Source organism: Glutamicibacter protophormiae (genome assembly GCF_014647495.1).
GTDB classification, from domain to species: domain Bacteria; phylum Actinomycetota; class Actinomycetes; order Actinomycetales; family Micrococcaceae; genus Glutamicibacter; species Glutamicibacter protophormiae.
In genome coordinates this window covers 12,285-29,292 of the sequence record NZ_BMPH01000007.1, presented here as the reverse complement: position 1 = coordinate 29,292, position 17,008 = coordinate 12,285, and the positions used below count along the sequence as shown (strand labels likewise).

The following is a 17,008-nucleotide window of genomic DNA, read 5'->3' as shown; positions in this document are numbered from 1 at the left end:
GCGGCTGGCAATCTGCAAGGCGCCGTGGTGGACCCGGTAGCCGCGGTGGTACTTTCGCTACAGGATGCCGGGCCTACCGCACCGCTTCGCTGATGATTCTGAGGAGCACCAATGTCTGATCCAGAAAAAATGTCTGATCCGGGAAGGCAGCCGTTCGCGAAGGGCGGGGAGGACAACGTCGTCATCGAGAGGGAATTGTTCGGGGTGAGCAGGAAGCCCCGGGAAGCGGGCCTCGACGAGCTCAAGGCCCCGATTTCCAGTGCGGAGATCAGCCGGGGTCCGAAGGACCTGGGCGAGGATCCCGGGCCGAAGGTCAACTGGCGGGTCTTCGCCATCGCCGCTGCGGTCATCGTCGCCTTCTCCCTGTGGGCCATGTTCGCCCCGGGGCACGCGGCCTCCACGATGCACAGCATGGTGTCCTGGATCGCGGAGAACCTGGGCTGGTTCTACGTCATCACCGTCACCCTGGTGGTGGCCTTCGTGCTGTGGGTCGCCTTCTCCAAGGAGGGCAGCGTGCGCCTGGGGCCGGATCATTCGCGGCCCCAGTACAAGCTGGTGACCTGGGTGGCGATGCTCTTCGCGGCGGGCGTGGGCATCGACATGCTCTTTTACTCGGTCACCGGACCGATCACCCAGTACCTCGCCCCGCCGGCGGCTGACCCCGAGTCGGCGGCGGCAGCGCAGGACGCGGTGGTGTGGACGATGTTCCACTACGGCATCGCCGGCTGGTCCATGTATTCGCTGCTGGGCATGGCCATGGGCTACTTCGCCTACCGCTGGGGCATGCCGCTGTCGATCCGCGCGGTGCTCTACCCGCTGCTGGGCAAGCGCGTGCGCGGCGCGGCCGGAGACGTCATCGACATCTTCGCGCTGGTGGGAACCGTCTTCGGCGTGGCAACGTCGATGGGCATCGGCGTGGTGCTGCTGAACGTGGGCTTCTCGATGATCTTCGGGCTGCCCGAAGGGCTGGCGCTGCAGATCGCGCTGGTGCTGGTGGCGGTGCTGATGACCATCGTGGCGTGCACCTCGGGCATGGACAAGGGCATCAGGCTGATCTCCGAGCTGAACATGTGGGCGGCCGGTGCCATGGTGCTCTACATCCTTATCACCGGCCATACCTCCTTCCTGCTCAACTCCTTCGTGGAGAACATCGGCCGGTTCATCGTCACCCTGCCCGAACGCACGCTGCAGACCTTCGCCTACCAGGATGGGGGAGCCGAATGGATGGGCAGCTGGACGCTGTTCTTCTGGGCCTTCTGGCTGGCCTGGGGCCCGTTCGTCGGATTGTTCCTGGCCCGGATTTCCCGGGGCCGCACGCTGCGCGAATTCGTGATCGCCGCGATCACCGCGCCGGTGCTGTGCGACTTCTTCATCGTCTGCACCTTCGGCAACTCGGCGCTCTGGGAGGTGTTTAACGGGAACCGCGGGTTCGCCGAACTGGCCATGGCGAACCCGGAGCAGGGCTGGTACGAGCTGCTCTCGAAATTCCCCGGAGCGCCCTTCCTGATCGGCCTGGCCACGCTGTCGGGCCTGCTGTTCTACCTGACCAGCGCCAACTCCGGGGCCATGGTGATGTCGAACTTCTCCTCCACCATCAAGGACCCGAGCCAGGACGGCGCCAAGTGGATGCGCATCTTCTGGGCGCTGGTCACCGCGCTGCTCACCATCGCCATGCTGATCGCCGGCGGGGTGACCACCATGGAATACGCGACCCTGATCTTCGCGCTGCCGGTGACCATTATCGCCTACCTGGTGATGGCCTCCTTCTTCAAGGTGCTGCGCATGGAACGCGCGGAACGCGAAGGCCAGGTGCTGCGCCGTCGCTCGACCGCGGCGGACGGCGGCACCGCCCCGGAGAAGACCTGGCGCCAACGGCTGGCCGGACTGCGCGCCTACCCTTCGGACCGCGCGGTCGGCCAGTATGTGCGCGAGACCCTGCATCCCGCGCTGAAGGACGTGGCCGCGGAATTCACGCAGCTGGGCTACGACGCGCAGCTGTCCTCGCTGGCCGGCGCGGACAGCGGGATCACCGAGTACACGCTGCAGGTCAACATCGAGGGCCACCGCAGCTTCCAGTACCGCACCGCCGCGGTGCAGGCGCCGGTGCCGGCCTTCGGCGGCCGCGCCATGTCGCGCCAGATCGACGTGTACTACCGGCTGGAAGTCTTCACGCACACCGGCTCCGAGGGGTACGACCTGATGGGGCTGAGTCGCCAGCAGATCATCAACGACGTGCTGGACCGCTTCGAGTCGCACCTGGGATTCCTGCAGTACTCCAGCGAAAAGGACTACGCCTCGGTGCTCACCCCGCCGCCGCCTCCCACCGGCACGATCCCGGTGGTGGACAACGAGGCGGCCGATGAGCCGGACGAGGGCACCCCGGGCGATCCGCCGGAGGATCGAAGGTGACAGGATCCGGCCGGCTTAGGCATAACCTCCACGCTGGCCTAAGCTGGCGGTAACCCGCCACCTGCCTGGCGGATTGGAAACTTGCCGCTCTACTGAATGGATGGTCATGGCACCGGGCACCGCACAGCGTATTGGAGTCCTGGGGCATGGGGCCATCGGCTCCCTGGTGGCCGCCGAGCTCGCGGCCGGCCGCGTGGCAGGGGGCGTGCTGGAAGGCATCATCCTGCGCCGCAGGCAGGACCTGCCCTATGCGCAGTTCTCGCTGGATGACGAGCTGGAGCGCTGCGACCTGATCGTCGAATGCGCCGGGCAGCAGGCAGTGCGCGAGCACGCGGTGAAAATCCTCGACGCCGGGGTCGACTTGCTGCTGATCTCCCTGGGCGCGCTGGCGGACCGGGACCTCGCCGAACGCCTGGCCCACGCCGGCCCGGGCCGGCTGTTCTTCAGCTCGGGCGCGGTGGGAGGCCTGGACCTGCTGGCCTCCGGCGCCCGCATGGGCACGTTCTCCGAGATCCGCATCACCACCCGCAAACTCCCCTCAACGCTGGTCCAGCCGTGGATGAGCCAAGCCCGGCGCGCAGGGCTGGAATCCGCCGCCGCGCCCGTCGAGGTCTTTGCCGGGCCGGCCCGGCAGGCGGCGCAGCAGTTCCCCAAATCACTGAATGTCGCGGCGGCGGTGGCGCTGGCGGTCGGGAACTGGGACGTGGTTTCCGTGCGCCTGCTGGCCGACCCCCTGGCCGAGCTGACCGAGCATACGATCGAAGCCCGCGGCGCCAGCGGCGACTGCTGCTTTTCCATCAAGAACCACCCCTCGGCACGCAATCCCCGCACCAGCGGCGTGGTGCCCTGGGCGGTGCTGCGCTCGCTGGAAGCCGCGCTCGGAGCGCGCGGCGGGCTGATCTAGCTCTCCGCCGCGTAGCCCAGCGCGCGGGAGATGCCGCGGGCCGCGGTGCGCAACGCCAGCGCGGCGGCGGGCAGCGTCGCGGAACCGCGCGGCACCACCACGGACAGCACCGCCAGCGCGTAGCCCTGCAGGTCCAGGATCGGCGCGGCCACGCCGGTGGTCTCCTCGTCGATGTAGCCGTCCATGGAGGCGAAGCCGTTGCGCCGGATCTCCGCCATTTCGGCGCGGAAGTTCGGGTGGGTGGCCAGCATCAGCTCGCGGTGGCGTTCAAGGAACCCGTGGATGGCCTCCGGCCGGGAGAAGGCCAGCAGCGCCATGCCCATGGAGGTGCGGTGCACGGGCATGCGCCCGGCCACGCTGGCCTGGTTGACCACCGATCCCGGGCGGGAGAGCCGCTCGATGATCAGCACCTCGTCCTCGTGCAGCATTGACAGCTGGGTGTTCTGCCCCAGCAGCTGGTTGATGTCCTCCATGAATGGCAGGGCCGCCGTGCGCAGGTCCTGGGTCGCGGCGCTGCGGTTCGCCAGTTCCCACAGGCGCAGGCCCAGGGTCACCTGGCCGTCCTTGCCGCGGGAGAGCAGGCCGTGGGACACCATCTCGTCGAGCAGCCGGTACATGGTCGCGGTGGGAATCTGCGCGCGCCGGGCCAGCGCCAGCACGCTCATCGACGGCGTGTGCTGGTCGAACGCGTCAAGGATGCGGACCAGCCGGTCCAGCATCGAATCCCCACTGGGCGAATTGGCCATGGAACCTACTCTAACTGCACGATCCGGCAGGCGGCCGGATGAAGAACGCCGGACCCCGGAAGGGGATCCGGCGTTGCTCGAATCGAGGGGACGGGGTGCGCCGCTAGGAGCTCTTGGGCTTGGGGATCTGTGCGATGACCAGGACCGCGATCAGCGCCGCGCCGCCGTAGAGGAAGAACGCGCCCGGGTAGGCGGTGCCGGCGGCGACCATCAGGCCGGTGACGTAGGGGCCGATGATCGCGCCGAAGCGGCCGATGCCCGAGGCCAGGCCGATGCCGGTGGCCACCATGTCCCGCGGGTACACATGGCCCGCGTAGACGTACATCAGGCACTGCGAGCTGAAGACGAAGACGCCGGTCACGAACAATACCGCGGTCAGCAGCGCCTGGCTGCCGAAGGGCACGGCCAGCAGGACCAGGAACACCGCCGATGCGGCGAACCAGAGCAGCGAGACGAGCTTGATGCCCTTGGCATCGGCGGCGTAGGCGCTGATGATGAGCCCGGCGATCGCGCCGAGGTTCAGCACGAAGAGCATGGTCAGCGAGTCGGCCACCGGGTAGCCGGCCGCGCCCATGATCTTCGGCAGCCAGGCGTTCAAGCCGTAGACCAGCACCAGGCCCATGAAGGCCGCGATCCACAGGCCGATGGAGCTGCGCAGATACTTGGGCTTGAGCACGTCCATGATGGAGGTGCGCTCGCCGGACGGGGTGACGTCGCTTTCGGGCAGCTTGAACCACAGCAGCGCCAGCAGCGCCAGGCCCAGGCCGCCGCCCAGGTAGTAGAGGATCGACCAGTGGATTCCGGCGGCCTTGCCCGCCAGCGAGGCCAATACCGCACCGAGGTGGTAGCCGACCATCGGCAGGTTGTTGGCCAGCGCGCGGCGTCCCACCGGAGCGTTTTCCTGCATCAGCGCCAGCGCGACCGGCATGCAGCCGCCCAGGCCGAGGCCCGCGATGAAGCGCACCAGGCCCATCAGGGCGGCCGAGGGCATGAGCGGGAAGACGAGGGTGAAGATCGAGAAGACGAGTACCGCGAGCAGCAGCGGACGACGCCGGCCGAAACGGTCGGCCAGCCGCCCCATGAAGGCCGCGCCCACACCCACGCCGATCAGCGAGAAGGTGTTGACCCAGTTCATTTGGTCGACGCTGAAGCCGCCGACCCCAGGGTCGGTGAGCATGGGGATGGTCGCGCCCAGGGCAACGATGTCGTAGCCCTCGAAGACCACGATGAAGAAGCAGAGGGCGGCAATCCAGCCACCGAGTTTGACTGGTGTGGTGCCGGCGGGTGTCGTGGCCAAGGGGAGGTCCTTTCGAAAACTACTCGCCATAGATGGTGATCCTCATCATGACCTAGTGAGATTAGCACCTCATTCGTAAAACGCACAAATGTTCACAATGTGAACTTTTGGGGCGGATATTTCCGCACGAGCCCTTGAGGTTCCGGGTGAAGGGCTGGTAAAGTTCTTATTGTGAACTTAAGTTCACACAGTGAACTTTTTGAGCGATGGAGCACCGACTGATGCAGCAGGCTTATCTATACGACGCAATCCGCACGCCCTTCGGCAAGATCGGCGGCACGCTGTCCGGGCATCGCCCCGACGACCTGGCCGCCCACGTGGTCCGCGAGCTGGTGGCCCGCTCGTCCGCGCTGGATCCGGCAACCATCGACGAGTCGATCTTCGGCAATGCCAACGGCGCCGGCGAGGAAAACCGCAACGTCGCCCGCATGGCCACCCTGCTGGCTGGCCTGCCCACCACCCTCCCCGGCACCACGATGAACCGGCTGTGCGGCTCCTCGCTGGACGCTGCCATCGCCGCCTCCCGACAGGTCGCCACCGGGGACGCCGACCTGGTGCTGGTCGGCGGCGTCGAGTCGATGAGCCGTGCGCCCTGGGTGCTGCCCAAGACCGAGCGCCCCTTCCCGATGAGCAACCTCGAGCTGTCCAACACCACCCTGGGTTGGCGCCTGGTCAACCCGGCGATGCCGGGCGAATGGACCGTCTCGCTGGGCGAGGCCACCGAGCAGCTGCGCGAACGCCACCAGATCACCCGCGAGGACCAGGACGAATTCTCCGCCCGCTCCCACCAGCAGGCCGCCGCGGCCTGGGACGCGGGCAAGTACCAGGACCTGGTGGTCCCGGTGCCGCCGGCGAACAAGCGCGGGACGGAAACGACCAGGGATGAGACCATCCGCGCGGACTCCACCGCGCAGACCCTGGCCGGGCTGCGCACCGTGTTCCGCACCGGCGAGAACGCCACCGTCACCGCCGGCAACGCCTCGCCGATGTCCGACGGCGCCTCGGCCGCCTTCATCGGCTCCGAGCGCGGCGGCCAGCTGCTGGGCGCCAAGCCCATCGCCCGCATCGTCTCCAACGGAGCCTTCGCGCTGGATCCGCAGTTCTTCGGCTTCGCCCCGGTTCAAGCCGCCAACAAGGCCGTCGCCAAGGCCGGACTGACCTGGAAAGACATCGCCGCGGTCGAGCTGAATGAGGCGTTTGCCGCCCAGTCGCTGGCCTGCGTGCGGGCCTGGGAGATCGACGAATCCATCGTCAACGCCTGGGGCGGCGCGATCGCCATCGGCCACCCGCTGGGAGCCTCGGGCCTGCGCATCCTGGGCACCCTGGCCCGCCGCCTGGCCGAATCCGGCCAGCGCTACGGGGTGGCCGCCATCTGCATCGGCGTGGGCCAGGGCCTTGCCGTGGTCCTGGAAAACACCAGCGCCTAACACCACCAGAGAATTCGGAGAACACCAGCAATGGCACCACGCATCGCCACTTCGGCGGCCGACGCGGTCGCGCAGATCACCGACGGCTCCACCGTCCTGATCGGCGGCTTCGGCAACGCCGGGCAGCCCATGGAACTGATCGACGCGCTCATGCAGTGCGGCGCCACCGACCTGACGGTGGTCAACAACAACGCAGGCCAGGCCGACGCCGGCCTGGCATTGCTGATCAAGGAGCGCCGGGTCAAGAAGATCATCTGCTCCTTCCCGCGCCAGTCCGACTCCTGGCACTTCGATGAGGCCTACCGTGCCGGGGAGATCGAGCTGGAGCTGGTCCCGCAGGGCAACCTGGCCGAGCGCATCCGCGCCGCCGGCGCCGGCATCGGCGGCTTCTTCACCCCGACCGGCTACGGCACGCTGCTGGCCGAGGGCAAGGAAACCCGCATCATCGACGGGCGCGGCTACGTGCTGGAATCGCCGATCCACGCGGATTTCGCGCTGATCAAGGCGCTGCGCGCGGACACGCACGGCAACCTGGTCTACCGCAAGACCGCACGCAACTTCGGCCCCATCATGGCCACCGCGGCCGCGCAGGCCATCGTCCAGGTGGACGAGGTCGTGCCGGTGGGCGGCATCGATCCGGAAAACGTGATCACCCCGGGAATCTACGTCGACACCGTGGTGGCGCTGGGAGGCAGCAACTAATGACTACGTACACGCCAGAGAAACTCACCCGCGATGAGATGGCGCAGCAGGTGGCCGCGGACATCCCGGCCGGCGCCTTCGTGAACCTGGGCATCGGCCAGCCGACCAATGTCTCGAACTTCCTCACCGCGGACCAGGGCGTCACCCTGCACACCGAGAACGGCATGCTGGGCATGGGCCCGGTCGCCACCGGCGAGGACATCGACGAGGACCTGATCAACGCCGGCAAGATCCCGGTCACCGAGCTGCCCGGCGCCAGCTTCTTCCACCACGCGGACTCCTTCGCGATGATGCGCGGCGGGCACCTGGACGTCTGCGTGCTCGGCGCCTTCCAGATCTCCGAAGCCGGGGACCTGGCCAACTGGCACACCGGCGCCGAGGGCGCCATCCCGGCGGTGGGCGGCGCCATGGACCTGGCCATCGGCGCCAAGCAGACCTGGGTCATGATGAGCCTGTTCACCAAGGCCGGCGAATCCAAGCTGGTCAAGGAGCTGAGCTATCCGGTCACCGGCCTGGGCTGCGTCTCGCGGATCTACACCGAGTCGGCGGTGTTCGAGCTGCGCGATTCCACCGTGTTCGTCCGCTCCACCCACGGCATCAGCTTCGAGGACCTCGCCTCCCGCATCCCGGTGGCGCTGGAGCGCGCCTAAGCGGATCGGCTCCTGCCCGACCAAGTAGATTAGTGGGGGCGCCCTGTGCGGGCGCCCCCACTGGTATTTTCGACGAATTTCAAAGGATGGCCGATGAGCGAGCAGAGCACGGGCACCGCACCGGTGCAGTCCCTGGCCCGCGGCCTGCAGGTAATCAGCAGCTTCGACGCGGAGCACCCCTCCATGACGCTGTCCGAGGTCGCCGCGCGCACCGGCCTCTCGCGGGCCACCGCGCGGCGTTTCCTGCTCACCTTGAAGGAGCTGGGCTACGTCCGCTCGGACGGGAAGTACTTCGAGCTGACCCACAAGGTCCTGCAGCTGGGTTACGCCTACCTGTCCAGCGCCACGCTGCCGCAGCTGATCGAGCCGGTGCTCGAAAGCCTGTCCGCCGCCGTGGGCGAATCCGCTTCCGCCGCGGTGCTGGAAGGCACCGAGATCATGTACGTGGCCCGCGTGCATACCCGCTCCATCATGCGGGTGGGCATCTCGGTGGGCACCCGGTTCCCCGCCATCCACACCTCCATGGGGCGCGTGCTGCTGGCGCACGCCGGCGAAGCCGCCATCGAGGCAGCGCTGGCCGGCATCCAAGGGCCGCTGGCCCCGAACACCATCACCGATCCGACCGCGCTGTGCGCCGAGCTGGCGCAGGTCCGCGCGCGGGGCTTCGCCGTGGTGGACCAGGAACTGTCGGTGGGCCTGCGCTCGGTGGCGGTGCCGGTGCACCGCCCGGACGGCACGGTGGCCGCGGCCATGAACGTGTCCATGAGCGTGGGCCCGGCCGGCCCGGCCGAGGCCCTGGACGCCGCGCAGGCCATCCTGCCGCGGCTGCAGGCGGCCGCGGCCCAGATGGAACAGGCGCTGGCCGCCCGGAAATAGGAGTCGCACCATGTTCGAAGACACCCTGTGCAAGGTGGAGGCGGTCGGACGCCAGCTGTGGGATTCGGTGTCCAGGGGCGGGGCCCTGCGCGGGCGGAAGTACCCCTGGCACCTGTGCCTGGTGGCGACGACCTTCTGGGTGGGGAGATCTACGACCCCGCCGCCGCGGACGGCTCGCAGGTCATCAGCGCCTACGACGGCTGGTGGTACGAGCGCTTCGGCGGCTGCGACGGGGTGATCGAGGACGGCGTGTGCCAGACCGAACCGCGCACCGCGGAGAACGGCTTCTTCCCGACGTCCATGACCCCGAAGCAGAACCCGTTCTACCTGGACCTGCCCTTCGACGACGTGAACAACGACGCCGCGTTCGCGCAGCGCGGCCGGATCCCCTGGGCCGACGACCCGGGGTACGCCGGGAATCTGGAGAACCGGGAGTTCTCCTACATGAAGAACCGCTGGGTGCAGCTGCAGTACAAGGGCAGCACCTGCTACGCGCAGATCCAGGACGCCGGCCCGGCGGAATACGACGACGTCGACTACGTGTTCGGCGACGGGAACACCGGGCCGAAGAGCACCAGGTTCAACGGCGCCGGGATGGACGTCTCCCCGGCGGTGGTCGGCTGCCTGGGCTTCACCGAGCTGAACGGCACCCAGACCGGGGTGTCCTGGCGCTTCGTGGACGACGTGGACGTGCCCGACGGTCCGTGGAAAACCATCGTCACCGGCTCCGGCTACGACTGGAGCAGCGGCGGGCCCGCGGCAAAGTAGGCCCCGGGGAAAGCAGGCCCGTGCTCAGGCCGTCTCGGCCGGGGGCCTGCAGGCCAGCAGCTGCCCCACCAGCTGCTGGACGGTGCCGGCATCCAGGAAGCCGTCCTGGTGCCCGCGGGAAATGTCCAGGTGGTAGCTGACCCCGTCGCCGGCCAGCAGCGCCAGCTTGGCCAGCACCGGATCGCCCAGCGCGTCGTTGAGCACCCGGTACCAGAGGTCCCGCCCGCGGCGCAGCGCCGCGGAGGCGTCCTCGTTGCCGCGCTGGGCCAGCCGGGTCGCGGCCACCACCATGCGCTCCAGCGGCGAGTCCTCCTCCATGGAGGAGGCGAAATAGTAGTGCACCGCCTGCGCGGGATCCGCGCCCATCGCCGCCACGTCCGCGTCGATCAGCTCGTTCAGGCGCCGGACCAGTTCGGTGTCCAGCGCCTGGCGCGAGCGGAAGTGGTGCAGCAGCCCCGCCTTGGACAGCCCGCTGCGCTTGGCTGTGGCATCGATCGTCGCCTCGCGGGCGCCGTGCTCGTAGAGCAGCGCCACATAGGCGTCGAGGATGATCTCCTGCTTGGTTGCGGTGCTCATGGGCGCGGCGTCTCCAGGGGCTTGGGGTGTGCAGTTTACTTTTCGACGATACCCCACGGCGAGCCGTAGCCCGCCGGTTCGGCCGCGGCCAGCAGGTCCAGGAACGGTGCTGCAGTGAAGGCCTCCGGGCCCAGCACGCCGGCGCCGGACCAGGTGCCGTTGGCCAGCAGCTCCAGGGCGATGACCGGGTTCACCGCGGTCTGCCAGACCACGGCCTGGGAGTTGTCGCGCGCCATGGTGTCCTCGTTGTCCGCCACGTGGTACAGGTAGCGCGAGCCGGTGCTGCCGTCCTTCAGCGTGCCGGTGACCAGCACGCCGGCGCAGGTCTTGCCCTTCATCAGCGGGCCCAGGGTGGCCGGATCGGGCAGGCAGGCGGCGACGACGTCGCGCGGGGAGACCTGCACGCCGCGCACCGAGACCGGGTCGGTGGAATCCAGGCCCAGCTTGTTCAGGGTCTTGAGCACCTCGATGAACTCGTTGCCCAGCCCGTACTTGAAGTCCACGCGCTGCGCGTCCAGCCAGCGCGGCATCATGGTGACTTCCTCGTGCTCCACGTTCACGCATTCGACCTCGCCGATGCCTTCCGGGAATTCGAAGACGGTCGGCTCGGAGAACGGCGCGGTGGTGTACCAGCCGCCCTTGGCCTTGTCGTACAGCACCGGCGGATTCAGGCATTCCTCGATGGTGGTCCAGATGGAGAAGGACGGGGCGAACTCGTAGCCTTCCACGCTCAGGTTGGCGCCGTCGCGCACGCTGAGCTCCTCGATGTCATCAAAGAGCTCGTCGGCCGCGTAGCGGGCCAGCACGTTGGACAGGCCCGGCTCCACGCCGATGCCCACCAGTGCCAGCTGCCCGTCGCGTTCCCAGTGATCGGCCGCGGCGAACTGCTCGTCGCCCAGCTTGACGTGGGTCCGGGTGAACGGCTGTTCAGGGTGGCGCTGCGACAGGCTCATGGCCATGTCCAGGTAGGTGGCCCCGGCGGTTTTGCAGGCGGTGAAGATCGGCATCACGAAGCGCGGATCCACGGCGTTGAGCACGTGGGTGGCCCCGGTGGAGCGGATCAGTTCCACGATGGAATCCTCGCTGGACGCGTCGACCTGGGCGGTGGCGTAGCGGGCGTCGCCGATCGCCTCGATCAGCTGCTGCGGGCGGGCCGGGTCGTAGTCCGCGATGGTGAGCTTCTCGAAGAAGCTGCGGCGGGAGGCGATGCGGGCCGCGGCGGAGCCGACGCCGCCGGCGCCGATGATCAGGATCTGCATGGGAGGTTGTCCTTTGGGCTGGTAGCAGTGTGGAAAGGGAAGATGGCTTGAGCGGTGTGCCGGGCGCCTAGTGCTCCGGAACCAGCACCGGGGTGTCGCGGTTCAGCGAGCGGCCGGCGAAGTAGTCGCGGGAGCCCGGGCGCAGCGCCCACAGCCCCATGACCACCAGGCCCAGGGCCAGCGAGCCGACACCCATCACGAAGGTGCCGCTGATGCCCAGGATGGTGGTGGTGCCGTACTCCGGGTCCAGCATGCTGATGGCCGAGTAGATGAACACCGCGGACATCATCAGCCCGCCGACCAGCGGCATGAGCAGCCGGAAGAACAGGTTGCGCACGGACTGCGTGAGCGTGGAACGGAAGTACCAGATGCAGGCGAAGGAGGTGATCGCGTAGTACAGGGCCACGGCCAGCGAGGTGCTCTCGATGGTGTCGGCCAGGATGTCCCCGGAGATGATGGTCATGCCCACGTAGAACACCAGCGAGGCGGAGCCGGTGAACAGCGTCGAGTACGCCGGGGTCTTGAAGACCTGGTTGACCACGCCGAAGCGCTTGGGCAGCGCGCCGTAGACGCCCATGGACAGGGTGCCGCGGGCGGTGGGCAGGATGGTGGTCTGGCAGGTGGCCAGCGCGGAGACCGCCACGGCCAGCACCAGCAGCCAGCCCCAGGAGCCCATGGCGTCCAGGCGCAGCGCGAAGAACACGTCGTCGGCGCCGTCCGGGTTGCCCAGCCCCTTGCCGGTGTCGCCGATGCCGGCGAACATCATGGTCAGCACCGTGATGCCGATGTAGGTCACCAGCAGCATGGCGGTGGACAGCAGCGCGGCCAGGCCCGGGGTGGTGCGCGGATTCTTGGTTTCCTCGGCCAGCGCCAGGCAGGTGTCCCAGCCCCAGTAGATGAAGATCGCGATCAGTACGCCCTGCACGAACCCGGCCGGGTTGTCGGTGGCGAACGGGTTGAACCAGTCCCAGGAGAACTGCAGGCCCAGCTCCGGCATGGTCTGGATCGCGAAGTACAAGCCGATGCAGAAGGCGATGATCGCCGCGTACTGCAGCGCCATCAGCAGATACTGGGTGATCGCCCCGGTCTCCACGTCGCGGTAGGAAATCCAGGTCATCGAGATGATGATCAGCGCGCCGAACGCGGTGACCAACACCTTGGAATCCGCAATGGACCCGTCGCCGATGAGCAGCAGCAGGTACTTGGAGGCGACCTCGGTCTGGCTGGACATCACGATCACGCCGGCGACCATCACGGCCCAGCCGGCCATCCAGCCGGTTTTCGGACCGAAGGCCTTGGCCGCCCAGGTGAAGGCGGTGCCGCTGTCGGGGATCGCGGTGTTCAGCTCGCGGTAGGCGAAGGCGGTCAGGCACATCGGGATGAACGCGACGATCAGAGCTGCAGGGGTCTGCGCCCCGGCGGCCATCACGATGAAGCCCAGGGTCGCGGCCAGCGAGTACAGCGGCGCGGTGGAGGCCAGCCCGATGACGGTCGACTGCATCAGTCCGAGTTTTCCTGCCGCCAAGCCCTTGGAGGTCAGCTTCGGGGGACTGCTTGTCTGCTGCGTGGTGGTCATGCGGAAAGGTCCTCCCGGAAAGTGCGTCAAGACAGATATTCAACCAACCAACTGGTTGGTCTGCTACATCCTGCCAACTTCGAAGAAGTGAGTCAAGTTACACCCTGAGGTGACGCGCCGCACCATAGGGTGTGGGCGGGGTTGCTTTTGAATGATTCAAAAAACTGACGGTGGGCGGGCCGGTACTGCGAGGATCCGGGCCGAGCCCGCCCGAAAGCGCGCCGGTGCTGGTTCGTGTTATCCGGTATAAAAATTTCCCCGATTCTCACCTGCAGTTAATTCCTCCGTGACTGCTTCGTTGCCGGCGTCAGGCACAGTGGGCGGCATCAATGAAACGTACGGGAGGAATAAACCCATGACCTTGCGACCCCTCGCACTCGGCGCCCTGGCCCTTAGCCTGACCGCCGGCATCGCGGTTCCGGCAGCGGCGGCCCCGGTGGGGAATACGGCGGACGAAACTACCCTCATCGGCCACCGAGGGGCGGCCGGCGTTGCTCCCGAAAACACCCTGTCCGCCATCAAGGCCGGCAGCCAGTCGGGCGCCGACTACATCGAGATCGATGTCCAGTTGAGCAAGGACGGCGTGCCGTTCATCTTCCACGACGACACCCCCAGCCGGACCACCAACGCCAAGGACGTGTTCCCTGGCCGGGAAAACGATCCGATCACCTCATTCACCTGGGAGGAGCTGCAGCAGCTCGACGCCGGTTCCTATTTCTCCGCGGCGTTCGCCGGCGAGAAGATCCCGCACTTCGACAGCGTGCCCGGAGTCCTGACCGGCACCACCGGCGTCTACATCGAAATCAAGTCCCCGGCGAAGTCCCCGGGGGTGGAGCAGCTGGTCGCCGATGCGCTCGCCGAGGGCGAGGGTTGGTCGCGGCTGCTGGAGAAGGATCGTATCGAGGTGCTTGGCTTCGACGCGGCCTCGAACCGTACTTTCGCCCAGCTGGCGCCCGGGGTGCCGCTGCAGCAGCTGGCCGGCAGCGTGCCGGACGCAGCGACCCTGGAAAACTACGCGCAGTTCGCCGACTCCTTCGGCACCAGCTACCGCACGCTGGACGCCGCCGGCGCGCAGCGCGTGAAGGATGCCGGGCTTCAGCTCGGGGTCTACACGGTCAACTCGGCCGAGGCCGCCGAGCAGTCCCTGGACCTGGGCGTCGAGCGCATCACCGGCGACTTCCCGCAGCAGGTGGCGCGTCACCTGTCCGGGCGCAAGCCCTTCCCTTCCAATGACGGATTGGTGATCGCGGAATCGGTGAACGACGTGCCGGGCAACGACCTGCAGCCTCAGACCGGGGAACACGTGGTGCTGGAGAACACCGGGCACCGCACGCTGTCCCTGGAGGGCTACCTGGTGCGCGATGCGGCCAACAACGTGATGCGCATTCCGGCCGGCTACCAGTTGGAGCCGGGGCAGCAGCTGCGCCTCTACCCGGGACCGGGCACCAACAGCTCGCAAGCCGTCTATCTGGGCGGCAGCGTGGCGGTGCTCAACAACGGCGGCGATTCGCTGGCGCTGTGGAACTCCAAGGAACGGCTGATGGACACCTACGCCAACTAGGAGCGGTCAGAAAGCAGCAGGTCCCGGGCGGAAGCCCAGGACCTGTCTGTCATTTAGTGGCGCGGATCGTGCCCGTCATCCGCGGTCCGGGCGCCGGAGCGCTGCGTGAGCAGGTGCTCGAGGATCGGCTCCAGCACGGCCAGCCCGTCCTTCACCCCGCCAGAGGAGCCCGGCAGCGTCACCACCAGCGTGTTGCCGGCGAATCCTGCCACCCCGCGGGTGATCACCGCCATGGGCGTGGAGCTTTCGCCGCGGCGGCGGACCGCCTCGATGATTCCCGGCAGCTGTACGTCCAGCAGCGGCGAGACCATTTCCGGGGTCTGGTCATCGGGGGACACCCCGGTGCCCCCGGTGGTCAGCACCACCGAGGTTCCGGTGGCGATCTCCGCGTCCACCGCGAAGCGCACGGGTTGCCCGTCGGCGACCAGCAGCGGGCCGGTCACCGTGAAGCCGCGCTCGGCCAGCCAGCCGGCGAGCACCGGCCCGGTGGTGTCCGGGGCCCGTCCGGCCGCGGCGCTGGTGGAGGCCACGATGACCGAGGCGCGCCTATTCACCTGCATCACGGGTCCAGTCTCCGCTCTTGCCGCCGGACTTGGCCAGCACCTTCACCTCGGTGACCTCGGCGTGCTTGTCCACGGCCTTGACCATGTCATAGAGGGTCAGCGCGGCGACGCTGGCCGCGGTCAGCGCCTCCATCTCCACCCCGGTCACGCCCTTGGTGGTGACCTGCGCGGTGACGAGCACCGCGGACTCCTGCGCCTCGAAGTCCACCGACACCTTGGAGATCGGCAGCGGATGGCACAGCGGGATCAGTTCCCAGGTGCGCTTGGCGGCCATGATGCCGGCGATGCGCGCGGTGCCCAGCGCCTCGCCCTTGGGCAGGTTGCCGGTCATCAGCATCTGCACCACCTCCGGGCGGGTGGTGAACAGCGCCTGCGCGGTGGCCACACGCTTGGTCACGGCCTTGCCGCTGACGTCGACCATGTGGGCGCTGCCGTCCTCGCGCAGGTGGGTGAGTTTCTCAGACATTCATTCTCCAAACATCGATCATGGTTCCGGCGGCAAGGTGCTCGATGCCCACCGGGATGTGCACCAGCGCGTCAGCGCGGGCCAGGTCGTGGATCAGGTGCGATCCCGGATCCAGCACCTGCACCGTGCCTTCGTCCAGCAGCGCCCGGCGGACTTGGTGCTTGCCCGCGGGGGAGTGCACTTCCCCGGCCAGCTCGAACTGCTCGGCGACCGGCTCGGGCAGTGCGGCCTGCCGGCGGAGCGCCGGGGCCAGGAACAGTTCCAGCGAGAGCAGCGCGCTGACCGGGTTGCCCGGGAAGCAGAGCGCCGGGGTGCCGTCCAGCTGCGCGAAACCCTGCGGGCCGCCGGGCTGCAGTGCCACGTGGTGGAAGCTGCCGCCGCGCGGGGCCAGTGCCTCGCGCACCACCTCGTAGGCGCCGGCGCTGATGCCGCCCACGGTGAGGATGAGATCCACCTGCCGGGCCTGTGCCTCCAGCGCGAGGCCCAGCGCCTGCGCGTCGTCCGGCAGCCGCAGGGTGTCCACCTGCGCGCCGTAGCCGCGCAGCGCCGCGGCGAGCATGGGCGAATTCGAATCCGGGATCCTGCCGGCTTCCGAGGTTCCGCCCATCAGCTCGTTGCCGGTGGTGCACACCAGCACCCGCAGCTTCCGGCGCACCGGTACCCCGCGCACGCCGCTGGCGGCCAGCGCGCCGATCAGCGTGGGGGTCAGCCGTGCCCCGGCGTCGGCGACCAGGGCGCCTGCCTGCAGGTCCTGCCCGGCGGGGCGGATGAAACGTCCGGGCTCGGACGGCGTGGTGAAAGTTGCAGTGCCCGTCGGAGTACCTTCGCCGGGGCGCACCAGCTGCCCGAAGGTACCTTCCGTGGTGGCTTCCACGGGGATGACGGTGTCCGCCCCGGCGGGGATCACTGCCCCGGTCATCACCGGGGAGACGGTGCCGGGCAGCAGCTCGATCTGCCGGTCTCCGGCCGCGGCGGTGAAACCCAGCGGCAGGGCGATCGGGTGCTCGTCGCTCGCGCTGGACAGCTCGGCGCTGCGGGCGGCATAACCGTCCATCTGCGAATTAGTGAAGGCGGGGATGGGCAGGAGCGCGTGCACCCCGGCGGCGGTCACCCGCCCGGGCAGATCCGCGGCGTCGACCGGCAGCGTTTCGTGATCAAGTGCCGCGATCACCGGGTCCAGCAACGCGGCGATTTCCGCGCGGTGTTCCTCTAGGTTGCAGGCCATGGG

The 17,008-nt window shown here is 68.3% G+C and carries 16 protein-coding genes; 8 read left to right on the top strand and 8 right to left on the bottom strand.

Annotated elements, in window-relative coordinates:
• The first annotated feature begins 111 nt into the window (after positions 1-111).
• Positions 112-2,409: a choline BCCT transporter BetT gene (gene betT / locus IEY43_RS09650; protein WP_188948395.1), complete on the top strand. Its 2,298-nt coding sequence runs from the start codon at positions 112-114 to the stop codon at positions 2,407-2,409.
• Positions 2,410-2,509: 100 nt separating this feature from the next.
• Positions 2,510-3,313 (top strand): aspartate dehydrogenase domain-containing protein, encoded by an 804-nt coding sequence (locus IEY43_RS09645; RefSeq protein ID WP_229777345.1) that lies wholly within the window; start codon positions 2,510-2,512, stop codon positions 3,311-3,313.
• On the opposite strand, the gene IEY43_RS09640 is transcribed toward IEY43_RS09645, so the two are convergent.
• A complete protein-coding gene (locus tag IEY43_RS09640) occupies positions 3,310-4,059 on the bottom strand; it encodes an IclR family transcriptional regulator (protein WP_188948394.1) in 750 nt (249 codons plus the stop codon). The genes IEY43_RS09645 and IEY43_RS09640 overlap by 4 nt on opposite strands.
• A gap of 103 nt (positions 4,060-4,162) precedes the next feature.
• Positions 4,163-5,356 carry an MFS transporter gene (locus IEY43_RS09635; RefSeq protein WP_229777344.1) on the bottom strand — a complete coding sequence of 398 codons (1,194 nt, stop codon included), beginning with the start codon at positions 5,354-5,356 and terminating at the stop codon, positions 4,163-4,165.
• 221 nt (positions 5,357-5,577) lie between these two features.
• Between IEY43_RS09635 and IEY43_RS09630 the strand changes: the two genes are divergently transcribed.
• From IEY43_RS09630 to IEY43_RS09610, 5 genes are all read left to right on the top strand, one after another.
• Positions 5,578-6,783: a thiolase family protein gene (locus tag IEY43_RS09630; protein WP_188948392.1), complete on the top strand. Its 1,206-nt coding sequence runs from the start codon at positions 5,578-5,580 to the stop codon at positions 6,781-6,783.
• 30 nt (positions 6,784-6,813) lie between these two features.
• A complete protein-coding gene (locus IEY43_RS09625) occupies positions 6,814-7,485 on the top strand; it encodes a 3-oxoacid CoA-transferase subunit A (RefSeq protein WP_188948391.1) in 672 nt (223 codons plus the stop codon).
• Entirely contained in the window at positions 7,485-8,135 is a 651-nt protein-coding gene (locus IEY43_RS09620; RefSeq protein ID WP_188948390.1) for a 3-oxoacid CoA-transferase subunit B, read from the top strand. Before IEY43_RS09625 ends, IEY43_RS09620 begins: the two co-directional genes overlap by 1 nt.
• Before the next feature lie 93 nt (positions 8,136-8,228).
• Positions 8,229-9,011 carry an IclR family transcriptional regulator domain-containing protein gene (locus IEY43_RS09615; RefSeq protein ID WP_188948389.1) on the top strand — a complete coding sequence of 261 codons (783 nt, stop codon included), beginning with the start codon at positions 8,229-8,231 and terminating at the stop codon, positions 9,009-9,011.
• Between the two features lie 114 nt (positions 9,012-9,125).
• On the top strand, positions 9,126-9,779 hold the full coding sequence (locus IEY43_RS09610; RefSeq protein ID WP_188948388.1) for a hypothetical protein: 654 nt from the start codon (positions 9,126-9,128) through the stop codon (positions 9,777-9,779).
• Between the two features lie 24 nt (positions 9,780-9,803).
• Here IEY43_RS09610 and IEY43_RS09605 read toward each other — a convergent pair whose 3' ends face one another.
• The 3 genes from IEY43_RS09605 to IEY43_RS09595 form a co-directional block, all read right to left on the bottom strand.
• Positions 9,804-10,355: a TetR/AcrR family transcriptional regulator gene (locus tag IEY43_RS09605; RefSeq protein ID WP_188948387.1), complete on the bottom strand. Its 552-nt coding sequence runs from the start codon at positions 10,353-10,355 to the stop codon at positions 9,804-9,806.
• A gap of 35 nt (positions 10,356-10,390) precedes the next feature.
• The gene (locus tag IEY43_RS09600; protein WP_188948386.1) at positions 10,391-11,614 is read right to left on the bottom strand and encodes a saccharopine dehydrogenase family protein; all 1,224 of its coding nucleotides are present in this window, start codon (positions 11,612-11,614) and stop codon (positions 10,391-10,393) included.
• 67 nt (positions 11,615-11,681) lie between these two features.
• Entirely contained in the window at positions 11,682-13,190 is a 1,509-nt protein-coding gene (locus IEY43_RS09595; RefSeq protein ID WP_188948385.1) for an APC family permease, read from the bottom strand.
• 355 nt (positions 13,191-13,545) lie between these two features.
• On the opposite strand from IEY43_RS09595, the gene IEY43_RS09590 reads away from it, so the two are divergent.
• Entirely contained in the window at positions 13,546-14,751 is a 1,206-nt protein-coding gene (locus tag IEY43_RS09590) for a glycerophosphodiester phosphodiesterase family protein (protein ID WP_188948384.1), read from the top strand.
• A 53-nt stretch (positions 14,752-14,804) separates the two neighbouring features.
• Here the strand turns inward: IEY43_RS09590 and IEY43_RS09585 are convergent, their stop codons facing one another.
• The 3 genes from IEY43_RS09585 to IEY43_RS09575 are packed head-to-tail and all read right to left on the bottom strand — an operon-like array spanning position 14,805 to position 17,005.
• The gene (locus tag IEY43_RS09585; protein ID WP_188948516.1) at positions 14,805-15,311 is read right to left on the bottom strand and encodes a MogA/MoaB family molybdenum cofactor biosynthesis protein; all 507 of its coding nucleotides are present in this window, start codon (positions 15,309-15,311) and stop codon (positions 14,805-14,807) included.
• The gene (moaC, locus tag IEY43_RS09580; protein ID WP_188948383.1) at positions 15,298-15,780 is read right to left on the bottom strand and encodes a cyclic pyranopterin monophosphate synthase MoaC; all 483 of its coding nucleotides are present in this window, start codon (positions 15,778-15,780) and stop codon (positions 15,298-15,300) included. Before moaC ends, IEY43_RS09585 begins: the two co-directional genes overlap by 14 nt.
• Positions 15,773-17,005 carry a molybdopterin molybdotransferase MoeA gene (locus IEY43_RS09575; protein WP_188948382.1) on the bottom strand — a complete coding sequence of 411 codons (1,233 nt, stop codon included), beginning with the start codon at positions 17,003-17,005 and terminating at the stop codon, positions 15,773-15,775. Before IEY43_RS09575 ends, moaC begins: the two co-directional genes overlap by 8 nt.
• Positions 17,006-17,008: the final 3 nt, after the last annotated feature.

Bases quoted from the DNA above. Each gene is read 5' to 3' on its own strand.
- betT (WP_188948395.1), top strand. From the start codon at position 112: ATGTCTGATCCAGAAAAAATGTCTGATCCGGGAAGGCAGCCGTTCGCG.
- IEY43_RS09645 (WP_229777345.1), top strand. From the start codon at position 2,510: ATGGTCATGGCACCGGGCACCGCACAGCGTATTGGAGTCCTGGGGCAT.
- IEY43_RS09640 (WP_188948394.1), bottom strand. From the start codon at position 4,059: ATGGCCAATTCGCCCAGTGGGGATTCGATGCTGGACCGGCTGGTCCGC.
- IEY43_RS09630 (WP_188948392.1), top strand. From the start codon at position 5,578: ATGCAGCAGGCTTATCTATACGACGCAATCCGCACGCCCTTCGGCAAG.
- IEY43_RS09625 (WP_188948391.1), top strand. From the start codon at position 6,814: ATGGCACCACGCATCGCCACTTCGGCGGCCGACGCGGTCGCGCAGATC.
- IEY43_RS09620 (WP_188948390.1), top strand. From the start codon at position 7,485: ATGACTACGTACACGCCAGAGAAACTCACCCGCGATGAGATGGCGCAG.
- IEY43_RS09615 (WP_188948389.1), top strand. From the start codon at position 8,229: ATGAGCGAGCAGAGCACGGGCACCGCACCGGTGCAGTCCCTGGCCCGC.
- IEY43_RS09605 (WP_188948387.1), bottom strand. From the start codon at position 10,355: ATGAGCACCGCAACCAAGCAGGAGATCATCCTCGACGCCTATGTGGCG.
- IEY43_RS09600 (WP_188948386.1), bottom strand. From the start codon at position 11,614: ATGCAGATCCTGATCATCGGCGCCGGCGGCGTCGGCTCCGCCGCGGCC.
- IEY43_RS09595 (WP_188948385.1), bottom strand. From the start codon at position 13,190: ATGACCACCACGCAGCAGACAAGCAGTCCCCCGAAGCTGACCTCCAAG.
- IEY43_RS09590 (WP_188948384.1), top strand. From the start codon at position 13,546: ATGACCTTGCGACCCCTCGCACTCGGCGCCCTGGCCCTTAGCCTGACC.
- IEY43_RS09585 (WP_188948516.1), bottom strand. From the start codon at position 15,311: ATGCAGGTGAATAGGCGCGCCTCGGTCATCGTGGCCTCCACCAGCGCC.
- moaC (WP_188948383.1), bottom strand. From the start codon at position 15,780: ATGTCTGAGAAACTCACCCACCTGCGCGAGGACGGCAGCGCCCACATG.
- IEY43_RS09575 (WP_188948382.1), bottom strand. From the start codon at position 17,005: ATGGCCTGCAACCTAGAGGAACACCGCGCGGAAATCGCCGCGTTGCTG.